At 69.6% G+C, this 10,112-nt stretch carries 15 protein-coding genes and 1 pseudogene; 8 read left to right on the top strand and 8 right to left on the bottom strand.

The features are described from left to right. The 4 genes from PMI01_RS01235 to PMI01_RS01220 all read left to right on the top strand — a co-directional run. Positions 1 to 769, top strand: a 769-nt coding sequence (locus PMI01_RS01235) for a DUF692 domain-containing protein (protein WP_051989855.1), incomplete at its 5' end; no start/stop codon positions are given. Further along, positions 766 to 1,545, top strand: a complete 780-nt coding sequence (locus tag PMI01_RS01230) for an HvfC/BufC N-terminal domain-containing protein (protein ID WP_007661908.1) — start codon at positions 766 to 768, stop codon at positions 1,543 to 1,545. The genes PMI01_RS01235 and PMI01_RS01230, both read left to right, overlap by 4 nt. After that, positions 1,542 to 2,006 (top strand): DoxX family protein, encoded by a 465-nt coding sequence (locus PMI01_RS01225; protein WP_007661907.1) that lies wholly within the window; start codon positions 1,542 to 1,544, stop codon positions 2,004 to 2,006. The genes PMI01_RS01230 and PMI01_RS01225 overlap by 4 nt, the downstream gene beginning before the upstream one ends. A 135-nt stretch (positions 2,007 to 2,141) precedes the next feature. Next, on the top strand, positions 2,142 to 2,480 hold the full coding sequence (locus PMI01_RS01220; protein ID WP_007661901.1) for an endonuclease domain-containing protein: 339 nt from the start codon (positions 2,142 to 2,144) through the stop codon (positions 2,478 to 2,480). Between the two features lie 67 nt (positions 2,481 to 2,547). Here PMI01_RS01220 and PMI01_RS01215 read toward each other — a convergent pair whose 3' ends face one another. Beyond that, a complete protein-coding gene (locus tag PMI01_RS01215) occupies positions 2,548 to 3,183 on the bottom strand; it encodes a DUF2799 domain-containing protein (RefSeq protein WP_007661899.1) in 636 nt (211 codons plus the stop codon). A gap of 68 nt (positions 3,184 to 3,251) precedes the next feature. Beyond that, on the bottom strand, positions 3,252 to 3,839 hold the full coding sequence (locus tag PMI01_RS01210) for a TspO/MBR family protein (RefSeq protein WP_007661896.1): 588 nt from the start codon (positions 3,837 to 3,839) through the stop codon (positions 3,252 to 3,254). Positions 3,840 to 3,923: 84 nt separating this feature from the next. On the opposite strand from PMI01_RS01210, the gene PMI01_RS01205 reads away from it, so the two are divergent. Next, positions 3,924 to 4,427 (top strand): GNAT family N-acetyltransferase, encoded by a 504-nt coding sequence (locus tag PMI01_RS01205; RefSeq protein ID WP_007661894.1) that lies wholly within the window; start codon positions 3,924 to 3,926, stop codon positions 4,425 to 4,427. Positions 4,428 to 4,567: 140 nt separating this feature from the next. On the opposite strand, the gene bfr is transcribed toward PMI01_RS01205, so the two are convergent. Both bfr and PMI01_RS01195 read right to left on the bottom strand, forming a co-directional pair. Next, on the bottom strand, positions 4,568 to 5,047 hold the full coding sequence (bfr, locus tag PMI01_RS01200; protein WP_007661893.1) for a bacterioferritin: 480 nt from the start codon (positions 5,045 to 5,047) through the stop codon (positions 4,568 to 4,570). Between the two features lie 143 nt (positions 5,048 to 5,190). Further along, positions 5,191 to 5,376 (bottom strand): (2Fe-2S)-binding protein, encoded by a 186-nt coding sequence (locus PMI01_RS01195; RefSeq protein ID WP_007661891.1) that lies wholly within the window; start codon positions 5,374 to 5,376, stop codon positions 5,191 to 5,193. A gap of 271 nt (positions 5,377 to 5,647) precedes the next feature. On the opposite strand from PMI01_RS01195, the gene thiE reads away from it, so the two are divergent. Both thiE and PMI01_RS01185 read left to right on the top strand, forming a co-directional pair. Beyond that, positions 5,648 to 6,295 (top strand): thiamine phosphate synthase, encoded by a 648-nt coding sequence (thiE, locus tag PMI01_RS01190; protein WP_007661889.1) that lies wholly within the window; start codon positions 5,648 to 5,650, stop codon positions 6,293 to 6,295. Between the two features lie 83 nt (positions 6,296 to 6,378). Then, on the top strand, positions 6,379 to 6,798 hold the full coding sequence (locus tag PMI01_RS01185; protein ID WP_007661888.1) for a hypothetical protein: 420 nt from the start codon (positions 6,379 to 6,381) through the stop codon (positions 6,796 to 6,798). A 171-nt stretch (positions 6,799 to 6,969) separates the two neighbouring features. On the opposite strand, the gene PMI01_RS01180 is transcribed toward PMI01_RS01185, so the two are convergent. Together PMI01_RS01180 and PMI01_RS01175 are read right to left on the bottom strand one after the other, a co-directional pair. Beyond that, the gene (locus tag PMI01_RS01180; protein WP_007661887.1) at positions 6,970 to 7,824 is read right to left on the bottom strand and encodes a sigma-70 family RNA polymerase sigma factor; all 855 of its coding nucleotides are present in this window, start codon (positions 7,822 to 7,824) and stop codon (positions 6,970 to 6,972) included. Beyond that, positions 7,821 to 8,210 (bottom strand): hypothetical protein, encoded by a 390-nt coding sequence (locus PMI01_RS01175; RefSeq protein WP_007661886.1) that lies wholly within the window; start codon positions 8,208 to 8,210, stop codon positions 7,821 to 7,823. Before PMI01_RS01175 ends, PMI01_RS01180 begins: the two co-directional genes overlap by 4 nt. A 562-nt stretch (positions 8,211 to 8,772) precedes the next feature. On the opposite strand from PMI01_RS01175, the gene PMI01_RS01165 reads away from it, so the two are divergent. Next, positions 8,773 to 9,567, top strand: coding sequence for an inositol monophosphatase family protein (locus PMI01_RS01165; protein ID WP_007661885.1), 795 nt, complete (start codon positions 8,773 to 8,775; stop codon positions 9,565 to 9,567). Between the two features lie 3 nt (positions 9,568 to 9,570). Here PMI01_RS01165 and PMI01_RS28160 read toward each other — a convergent pair. Together PMI01_RS28160 and PMI01_RS01160 are read right to left on the bottom strand one after the other, a co-directional pair. Next, positions 9,571 to 9,718, bottom strand: a pseudogene (locus tag PMI01_RS28160) (hypothetical protein); the annotation flags it as partial. 97 nt (positions 9,719 to 9,815) lie between these two features. Further along, a partial coding sequence (locus PMI01_RS01160; RefSeq protein WP_007661882.1) for a hypothetical protein occupies positions 9,816 to 10,112 on the bottom strand: 297 nt, incomplete at its 5' end.

The following is a 10,112-nucleotide window of genomic DNA, read 5'->3' as shown; positions in this document are numbered from 1 at the left end:
GCTGGCGGCGATCCGCGAGACGCGGCCGCTGTCGCTGCATGGGGTGGGCCTGTCGCTGGCCGCCGACGCCGATCCCGCCCCCGCGCATCTGGCGGCCCTGAAGACCCTGGTCGACCGGTTCGAGCCCTTCGTGGTCTCCGAGCACCTGGCCTGGAGCACCCATCGCGGCGTCCACCAGCCCGACCTGCTGCCCTTTCCCCGCACCCGCGCCGCCCTGGACCGTATCGCCGGCAACATCGGCCGGACCCAGGACGCCCTGGGGCGGACCATCCTGATCGAGAACCCGTCGCTGTACCTGCCGCTGACCGGCCACGACCTCGACGAGACCGACTTCCTCGCCGAACTGACCCGCCGCACCGGCTGTGGCCTGCTGGTCGACGTCAACAACGTGTTCGTCAGCGCCAGCAACCTGGGCTACGCCGCCGAGACCTATCTCGACGCCCTGCCGGCCGAGGCGATCGGCGAGATCCACCTGGCCGGCCACGGGACCGATGCGGGCGGCTCGGCCCTGCTGATCGACACCCACGGCGCGCCGGTGGCCGAGCCGGTCTGGGCGCTCTACCACCGCCTGATCCAGCGGATCGGCCCGCGGCCGACCCTGATCGAGCGCGATGACGACATCCCGGCGTTCGACGTGCTGATGGCCGAGCGGGACCGGGCGCATGACATCCTCACCACGCTAAAAACGCCGTCATCCCCCGCTTTATGCGGGGGACCCAAGCTGACCCGGCCGACCCTGTTTGGGTCCCCCGAACAAGTCGGGGGATGACGACCGTGAGTGAGCTGGGAACTTTCCAAGACGCCTTCGCCGCCGCCCTGGCCGAGCGAACCTCCGCCCCCATCGCCGCCTGGCTGCCCAGCCCGGAAGTCGGCGAGACCGGCCTGGCCGTCTATCGCAACACCATCGCCAAGGGCTGCGTCGACGCCCTGGCCGCCAATTTCCCCACGGTCGCCGGCCTGGTCGGCGCCGAATGGTTCGAGGCCGCCGCCGCCCTGTTCGCCCGCCAGCATCCGCCGGCCAGCGCCGCGTTGGCGGCCTATGGCGAGGCCTTCCCCGACTGGCTGGCGCGCTTCCCGCCGGCCGGCGACCTGCCCTACCTGCCCGCCGTGGCGGGCCTGGACCGCCTGTGGACCACCGCCCTGTTCGCCGAAGAGGCCGAGGCCCTGACCGCCGAGGCCTTCGCCCTCGCCCCCGAGGCCCTGGCCGGCGCCCGCGTGACGCTGCACCCCAGTTTGGCCTTCGTCTGGTTCGACAACGGCCTGCCCGGCCTGTGGCTGGGTGCGCGCGAGCCCGAGCCCGACGGCCTGGAATGGGTCGAGGATCCGCAGGGCGTGCTGATCGTCCGCCCGGCCGACGCCGTCGCCTGCCGGCTGCTCGACGCCGCCGGCCACGCCTTCCTCGCCGCCGCCCGCAGCGGCGCGAGCCTGGGCGAGGCGATCACCGCCGCCGCCCTGGCCGACCCCGACGCGGACCTGGCGGCCCTGTTCGCCGCCCTGATCGCCGACGGCGTGTTCATCGACCTGATCCCCGGAGCCCCGTCATGACCACCGACGTCCTCGCGCCCTCCAACCCGCTGACCCGTCCCTTCGCCCAGTTGGCCGGGATCGCGCGCAAAGCCCTGCCCGACGACCTGCTGCTGCTGGTCGCCCGCCTGGGGATCGCCTCGGTGTTCTTCCTGTCAGGCCGCACCAAGGTGGACGGGGTGCTGCACATCACCGACGGAACCTATTCGCTGTTCGCCGAAGAGTACGCCCTGCCGCTGATCCCCTCGGACCTGGCGGCCCACCTGGCGACCTACAGCGAGCACCTGTTCTCGATCCTGCTGGTTCTGGGCCTGTTCACCCGGCTCTCCGCCCTGGCGTTCCTGGGCATGACCCTGGTGATCGAAGTGTTCGTCTATCCCGACGCCTGGAGCACCCACCTGTCCTGGGCGGCGATCCTGTTGCTGCTGATCGCCAAGGGCGGGGGCGGGTTCAGCCTGGACCGGGTGATCGGGGTGAAGTGAAGGATTATTGACCCTCTCCCGGAGGGGAGAGGGAGGGGCCCGCGCGAAGCGTGGGAGGGTGAGGGGTGACGACGTCGAAGCAAAACCCCGGTTACTTCGCTTGCCAGGCTCGCGAGCGAAGCCAAGCTCGCGCTCATGGACCCGATCCCAAACGCTCGCCGCCTGCGTCGCGGCCAAACTCTCGCCGAAGAGAAGCTTTGGACCATCGTCCGTGGCCGCCGTCTCGACGGCTTCAAGTTTCGCCGACAGGTCCCGATCGATCGCTACTTCGCCGACTTCGTCTGCCGTGATGCTCACCTGATCGTCGAGCTGGATGGCCCGACGCATGAAGATCGCGCCGAGCATGACGCCGCGCGGACAGAAGTGCTCGAACGTTGCGGCTATCGGGTCCTGCGCTTCGACAACGAGGTCGTGCTGGCCGATCCCGGGGGCGTGGCCGACGCCATCGGCGTGGCGCTCCGGCTGAGGGCGTGACCCCTCACCCTCCCACCGCTGCGCGGCGGGCCCCTCCCTCTCCCCTCCGGGAGAGGGCTTAAACGCCTCACCAGCCGCCGTAGATCGGCCGGAACCGGTGTTCCAGGTCGTCGACCTCGCGTTCGGCGTCGCGCTTGGCCCAGTCGGCGCGGCGGCCGTCCTCGACGGCGGCGCGGCGTTCGCTGCGCAGGCGGTTCAGGCGGTCGCGCAGTTCGCGCTTCTGTTCGGCGTTGAGCGCCGGGTTCTTCAGCTCGTCCTCGACCCCGCTGGCCTCGCGGTCCCGCTTCTCGGCGCGGTTGTCGGCGCTGTCGCGGTCGGACTCCGCCTGGCTCAGGCGCGAGGTCGCCGCGTGGATCAGCTGGCCGTCGGCATAGGCCGCCAGGAAGCGGCCCGCGACGCGCTCGGGGCAGACCCCGGCGTAGGCGTTGCCCAGCCGGCCTTCCTGGAACCCCCGCTGCGGGGTGCAGTAGAGCTTCAACCCCTGGTCGCGGGCCGCGAAATAGGGCCTGGCGTCGGGGACGACCCCGGCCTTGGAGCAGGCCTTGGCGTGCTCGTCCAGGCGGCTTTGCGGGCGCCCCGCCTCGCCGTCCTTGAAACCGACGCCGGCCCAGTCGCCTTGCAGGCAGGCCTCCTGGCTCATGGTCGCGCAGCTGGCCAGCAGCAGGCCGCCGGCCAGGACAGGAATCAACAGAAACGGACGCATGCGAAAACTCCCCCAGAGGTTGTTGGGGGAGCTAAAGCTTGACCACCTGAACGGTCAATGAACCAAATTCAGTGAACCGTGACGCGCGGCCGTTTCCACAGCTCCTCGGTCAGGGCGTTGGCGAAGCCCAACCAGCCGAGATAGGGGCTGGAAAGGCCCGAGGCCGGGGCCACCAGCTTGCGGGCCTGCAGGGCGTAGGCCCCGGACGCGGCCAGCGAGGCGGTCGCGGCGCCCAGCTGGCCCCCGACGCGCTTGGCGCCGAGAGCCAGCCACAGGGCGTTGAAGCCCTGCACCAGGCTCCAGAGGGCGAGAGCCCGGGTCCGCGTGGGGCTGGACGGCGCGTTCCAGATGCGCAGCCCCGACAGGGTCATGGCGATGAACAGCGGCGGCAGCAGCAGGCTGGTCAGCGCCTTGGGCTGATGGGCGACCGGCTCGTGCATTTCGGCGTAGCCGACCGCGTATTCCTGGTCGTCGATCATCCGTTCGTGGCGGCGGCCCAGCAGTGTCGAGACCAGGATCGCCCCGCCGGCCAGGGCCAGGCCGAGGGCCAGTTGGGCGCCGGCCGTGGCGGGGGTGTCGGCCTTGGTGTCGATCTCGAACGACTCGCGGCCGGCGAGCGCCCGCCTCCCGTGGATTTTGCCGTTCGGGATGTGCATGACGGAACTCCTCGCTAAACATGCCTGTAACCCGCCTAGCTGGACCTTGGTTCCCGGCGGCGGGCGCGCTTTTGTGGAGTTCCCATGGTCGCCTTCCGCGCCGCCCGGCCCGGTGAGATCGAGACGATCCGCGCCCTCGAACGGGCCTCGGCGCAGCGCTTCGTCGGCCTCATGGACGCCCTGGCGGCCGACGAGCCCAGCCCGGCGGCGGTGCTGGCCGCGCGGATCGGAACCGGCGGCCTGATCGTGGCCGTGGACGGCGACGACCTGGTGGGGTTCGTGATGTTCAGGACCGTGGAGGACCACGCCTATGTCGAGCAGATCGACGTGCTGCCGACCCACGCGGGCCAGCGGATCGGCGCGGCCCTGCTGGACGTGGTCTCGGGCCGGGCCTGGGCAACGGGATTGAAGGGCCTGTCGCTGTCGACGTTCAGGGACGTGCCGTGGAACGCGCCCTATTACCGCTGGCTGGGGTTCGTCGACGTGGCCAACACGGCGCTGACGCCGGGGATGCGGGCGATCCGCGAAGAGCATCGGGCGCGCGGGCTGGACGAGGACGCGCGGGTGTTCATGACGCGGAAAAACTAAGTCCTCCCCCCATGGGGGAGGTGTCGGCGAAGCCGACGGTGGGGGGCGTGATCGGACCGTCGGTGTTTCGCGACAGCGATCCTACAACTCCCCCCACCGGCCTTCGGCCGCCTCCCCCACAGGGGGAGGACCTTGCGCCGTTAAGCCGGCAGTTCCCCCATCGCGCTCTGCAGGTAGTTCTGCTCGCCCAGCGCCTTCACCAGGCCCAGCTGCATCTCCAGGAAGTCGATGTGCTCCTCGGTGTCGCTGAGGATCTCGCGCAGCAGTTCGCGGCTGACATAGTCGCGGGCCTGTTCGCACTGGATGACACCGGGGATCAGGGTCTCGCGGCCGCCGACCTCGACCGACAGGTCCGAGGCCAGGCATTCGGGCACGGTCTCGCCGATCTTCAGCTTGTGCAGGTCCTGCAGGTTGGGCAGGCCCTCGAGGAACAGGATGCGGTTGATCAGCTTGTCGGCGTGTTTCATCTCGCCGATCGACTCGTCGTAGGTGATCTTGCCCAGGCGCTTGAAGCCCCAGTTGTCGTACATCCGCGCGTGCAGGAAGTACTGGTTCACCGCCGTCAGCTCATTGGTGAGCACCGCGTTCAAGAGCCGGATGATGCCGGGATCGCCTTGCATGGCGGCCTCCTCAAAAGATCAGATTCGGCGCGACGGTGATCTATCGGAGCGAGAGCTTCAACCGCTATGTCTGCAAGTGTTTCTCAGCCTCACGGAAAAGCGTGAGACTGCTTCGCGGTCGCTGATTTTGGAGCGTTTGGGGCCTATTCGGCGGCGTAGGCCAGGGCCTCGCGGCTGTCCTGGATCATCTGGCGCATTTCGCAGACGCACTTGGCGCACTGGGCCTGGCAGCCCTTGTGACGGAACACCTCGGCCGGGCGGGTGGCCCCAGCGTCGATGGCGGCGCGCACTTCGCGCTCGCGGATGCCGTTACAGTTGCAGACGTACAAGGACGCACTTCCCGCCGAATGATTGTCATTCTCATGTAGCGGAGGCGCGGTCGGTTTGCAACTGACTCGCAGTGCGACAAATCGAACTAGGCCCTCCCCCCGTGGGGGAGGTGTCGGCGCAGCCGACGGAGGGGGGAGTGATCGGCGAGCGCCCCCATTCCGGATCGACGACCCTACGCCTCCCCCCACCGGCCTGCGGCCGCCTCCCCCACGGGGGGAGGACCTGATCCCACCTCTCGCGCCATCCTTCAAATCGGCGTAATCCCGGCTCATGACCGACTGCCGCCTCTATCTGATCACCCCGCCGACCCTGGCCGACCTGGACGCCTTCGGGCGCGACCTGGCCGCGGCCCTGGGGGCCGGCGACGTCTCCGCGCTGCAGATCCGCCTGAAGGACGTCCCCGACGAGGCGATCGCCGCCGCCGTCGCGGTCCTGGCCCCGATCGCCCGGGCGCGCGAAGTGGCGGTGATCCTCAACGACCGGCCCGACCTGGCCGCCCGGCTGGGCTGCGACGGCGTGCACATCGGCCAGGGCGACATGGCCTACAAGGAGGCCCGCAAGCTGATGGGCCCGGACGCGGTGATCGGCGTCACCTGCCACGACAGCCGCCACCTGGCCATGGAGGCCGCCGAGGCCGGGGCCGACTACGTGGCCTTCGGGGCGTTCTTCCCGACCACCACCAAGGACGCCCCGACCACCGCCGAGCCGGAGATCCTGACCATCTGGCAGGAGACCATGGAGGTCCCCTGCGTGGCGATCGGCGGGATCACGGCCGACAACGCCGCCGACCTGGCCGCCGCCGGGGCCGACTTCCTGGCCGTCTCGGCCGGGGTCTGGAAGCATCGGGGCGGCCCGGCCGCCGGGGTGGCGGCGCTGAACGCGGCGATCGCCCAGGGACTGGCCGCGCGGGCCGGCTGAGGCCCCTCGCCTTCCCCGGCATTGCCGCTCAAGCTTGACGGGCGTACCCTACTTCCCAACGATAAAATACGGGAGGAGCGGCCATGATGCGGCTCGTACTGTGTTTGCTTGGCGTAACGGTCCTGGGCATGACGGCGGCGATGGCGGCCTCCGGCCGGGCCGAGACCTGGAAAGCCTCGCCCGGCGAGGCGAAGACGTTCTACGACGCGGACTTCATGCGGGTGGACCAGGCGTCCGGCCTGGTGGTCGTGCGCATCGCCGAGGGCCGCCCCAACGGCCCCTACAAGAGCTGGCCGGCCGACAAGGGCCCGATCATGGTCTTCGCCCTGGACTGCGCGACCGACAAGTGGATCGACCTGGGCATGGACTTCACCGGCGATCAGGCCCTGGAGAAGGGCTGGCGCAACGGCGAGAAGATCGACGACATCAAGGGCGCGACCGGCGGCGCGGGCCGGGTGGCGTGCGAGACCCGGGAAACCTTGCCGAAGGTGGCGCTGCCCTAGGGGACGCTTCGTTCGCAAACCATGCCACCCACGTTCGTCATCCCCCGACATGTTCGGGGGACCCAAGCCGCGCCAATCCATTCTCCCCTGGAAACGCCGCTTGGGTCCCCCGCATGAAGCGGGGGATGACGAGCGTTAGTGCGAGTTGAAGGCGAGCCCCGTGGAACACCCTCAGGAGTTCAACCGCGCCAGCTTGTCCGGGTTGCGCATCGTGTAGACCGCCGCGATGCGGCCGTTGACGATCTCCAGCCCCATGGTCTGGAACACCACGCCCTCGTACGACAGCACCAGACCCGGCGCGCCGTTGATCCGCGCCAGGCGGGCCACAGTGCCGTCGGGGGCGGGGAATTTCTTCTTGAGGCCCATCAGCAGGCGGACCGCCTTCTCCAGGCCGAATACCGGGTTCATCGTCGCCTTGACCACGCCGCCGCCGTCGGAATGCAGCACCACGTCCTGGGCCAGGATGCCGCGCAGCACGCTCTCGTCGCCGCCCAGGGCGGCCGCCAGGAAGGCGTTGGTCAGGCGCTGCTCCTCCTCGGCGCTGGGGCGGTAGCGGGGCTTGCCGGCCTTGATGTGCTCGCGGGCCCGGGCCGCCAGTTGGCGACAGGCCGCCTCGGTGCGGCCCAGCGTCCTGGCGACGTCGGCGAACGGCGCGTCGAACACGTCGTGCAGCAGGAAGGCGGCGCGCTCCAGCGGGGTCAGGCGCTCCAGGGCCAGCAGGAAGGCCACCGACAGGTCCTCGCCCAGGTCCTGGTGATCCTCGTCGACCACCGGCTCGGGCAGCCATTCGCCGACATAGACCTCGCGCCGGGCCCGCGCCGACTTCAGCCGGTCCAGGCACAGGCGGGTGACGACGCGGTTGAGGAAGCCGGCCGGGTTGGTCACCTCGTCCGTCTCCACCCCGCGCCAGCGCAGCCAGGCGTCCTGCACCACGTCCTCGGCGTCGGCCCGCGAGCCCAGCATGCGGTAGGCCAGGCCGGTCATCGCCCCGCGCCGTGCCTCGAAGATCGCGTCCTGAGCGGTCATGCCTTCACCTTCTGGCGTCGAACGCAGGACCATACCACCAACAGGCTGATGATGGCCGGCAGGAAGACGGCCGGGAAATCGCGGGCCAGCAGCGGCCACGGTTTGGGACCGCAGAACGGGGTGATCAGGTGGATGGTCGCGTGCAGGCACAGGAAGGCCGCCGCCGCGACGGCCGCGCCCAGGCCGCGGACCGGATCCCGGACCGCCCAGCTCATGGCCAGGGCGCAGGCGATGAACGCCGCGCCGATGTCGCGCACGAAGTGTTCGTTCAGCGCCCCGGTCTCGATCACCCCCGGCACGCGCGGGTACCACCAGGCCGGGGCCAGCATCATCACCACGCCGTTCAGGGCCAGCAAGGCCGGCAGGATCCATTTCGCCCAACGCATCGTCTCGTCCCTCATGGTTCGCGGATAGGACGAGGCAGGGGGCGCGGATGTGACATGGCGCGAAGAAAATCGCCGGCCGTTGCTCATCCGCAAAAACCCCGTCAGGCTGACCGCCTCGAACTGACTGGCAATGGGGATTTCAGGTACGTGCGCACGCGATGGATACTAGCGGCCCTGGCATTCTTGGCTTTCCTGTCGGTTGTTGCGTGGCTGCTCAAGATCCCGCTGACCCCGACGTTTGGGCTGAGGATCGAGTTAATATCGGAAACGGCTGCCTCCACCCCACTCCCCATGAGCCCAATGGCCATCTGGATCGGCCGCCTCTTCTGGACGGGCGTTGCTCTAGCGGTGCTGGGCGTCTTGTTCTGGGTGACGCGGCATGTCCTTCGCCGTCCCCGCGCTCCTGACGCCTGACTGGCGCCTAAAATCCCCTCGCCTTGCTTTCAGCGCCCTCCGCGTCTAGGTATCGCGCCCACTTTCCCGATCTTTCTATCCGCCCGCACGCATATCCCCCGCCGTCGCTCCCGACGCTGCGTAGGGGGAACTATGAGGAACACCCGCCTTGGCCACCGCTTCCGCCCTCCTGAACGTGATGATCGACGCCGCCCGCAAAGCCGCGCGCGGCCTGGCCCGTGACTTCGGCGAGGTCACCGAGCTGCAGGTCTCCAAGAAGGGCCCCGCCGACTTCGTCACCGCCGCCGACCAGAAGGCCGAGCAGGTGATCTTCGAGATCCTCGAGAAGGCCCGCCCCGGCTACGGCTTCCTGGGCGAGGAGCGCGGCATGATCGAGGGCACCGACAAGACCCACACCTGGATCGTCGACCCGCTGGACGGCACCACCAACTTCCTGCACGGCATCCCGCACTTCGCGGTCAACATCGCCCTGCAGCGCGAGGGCGAGATCGTCGCCGGCGTCACCTACAACCCGATCACCAACGACCTGTTCTGGGTCGAAAAGGGCAAGGGCGCCTATCTGGGCGCCGAGAAGCGCCTGCGCGTCGCCGCCCGCCGTCACCTGGACGAGAGCGTGCTGGCCACCGGCGTGCCGTTCCTGGGCAAGCCCGGCCACGGCCAGTTCCTGAAGGAACTGCACCAGGTCAGCCAGAAGGTGGCCGGCGTGCGCCGCTTCGGTTCGGCGGCCCTGGACCTGGCCTGGGTCGCGGCCGGCCGCTTTGACGGCTACTGGGAACGCAACCTCAAGCCCTGGGACGTGGCGGCCGGCGTGCTGATGGTGGCCGAAAGCGGCGGCAAGGTCTCGTCGATCGAGGAGCACGGCAACCCGGCCGACGGCGTCTCGATCCTGGCCTGCAACCAGGAACTCCACCCGCTGGTGCTGGAACGCCTGCGCGCGGCGTAGGGGTTAAGGCTCGATACAACAATCAGAATCCAAAGCCCCAATTCCGTTGTCATCCCGGAAGCCTCGCAGAGGCTGTCCGGGACCCAGGGCCGGCGCAATGCGGTGGCCCTGGGTCCCGGCTCTCCGCTTCGCTGCGGCCGGGATGACAACAACAGGGTGGATTTCAGCTGAGTTCGGGGCCTAGCAATTTGCCCCAAACAAAAACGCCCCGGGCGCGAGCCCGGGGCGTTTGCATGTCCGGCCGTGACCTAGCGGCAGACGGTCCGCTCGTAGACCGAGCCGCTCCACTCGTCGTAGTCGCGGGTGGTCCAGCAGTCGCGGGCTCGGCCGTAGCCGTAGCCGTAACGCGGGCCGTAACCGTAGCCGCCGTAGTAGCGCGGGGGCGGCGGCGGCGGCGGGGCGTAGCCGTAGTCGTAGCCGCGCCGGTAGTGGCGGTCGTTGCTGCTGCTGGCGATGGCCGCGCCGAGGGCCAGGCCGATCACCCCGGCGGCCAGGGCGGCGTCGCCGCGGTCGCCGTGATGGTGGCGGCCGCCGTAGTAGCCGCC

This window comes from Caulobacter sp. AP07, from assembly GCF_000281955.1.
Lineage (GTDB): Bacteria > Pseudomonadota > Alphaproteobacteria > Caulobacterales > Caulobacteraceae > Caulobacter.
The sequence above is the reverse complement of the archived record's forward strand: the minus strand, read 5'-3'. Positions and strand labels throughout refer to the sequence as shown.

Bases quoted from the DNA above. Each gene is read 5' to 3' on its own strand.
- PMI01_RS01230 (WP_007661908.1), top strand. From the start codon at position 766: ATGACGACCGTGAGTGAGCTGGGAACTTTCCAAGACGCCTTCGCCGCC.
- PMI01_RS01225 (WP_007661907.1), top strand. From the start codon at position 1,542: ATGACCACCGACGTCCTCGCGCCCTCCAACCCGCTGACCCGTCCCTTC.
- PMI01_RS01220 (WP_007661901.1), top strand. From the start codon at position 2,142: ATGGACCCGATCCCAAACGCTCGCCGCCTGCGTCGCGGCCAAACTCTC.
- PMI01_RS01215 (WP_007661899.1), bottom strand. From the start codon at position 3,183: ATGCGTCCGTTTCTGTTGATTCCTGTCCTGGCCGGCGGCCTGCTGCTG.
- PMI01_RS01210 (WP_007661896.1), bottom strand. From the start codon at position 3,839: ATGCACATCCCGAACGGCAAAATCCACGGGAGGCGGGCGCTCGCCGGC.
- PMI01_RS01205 (WP_007661894.1), top strand. From the start codon at position 3,924: ATGGTCGCCTTCCGCGCCGCCCGGCCCGGTGAGATCGAGACGATCCGC.
- bfr (WP_007661893.1), bottom strand. From the start codon at position 5,047: ATGCAAGGCGATCCCGGCATCATCCGGCTCTTGAACGCGGTGCTCACC.
- thiE (WP_007661889.1), top strand. From the start codon at position 5,648: ATGACCGACTGCCGCCTCTATCTGATCACCCCGCCGACCCTGGCCGAC.
- PMI01_RS01185 (WP_007661888.1), top strand. From the start codon at position 6,379: ATGATGCGGCTCGTACTGTGTTTGCTTGGCGTAACGGTCCTGGGCATG.
- PMI01_RS01180 (WP_007661887.1), bottom strand. From the start codon at position 7,824: ATGACCGCTCAGGACGCGATCTTCGAGGCACGGCGCGGGGCGATGACC.
- PMI01_RS01175 (WP_007661886.1), bottom strand. From the start codon at position 8,210: ATGCGTTGGGCGAAATGGATCCTGCCGGCCTTGCTGGCCCTGAACGGC.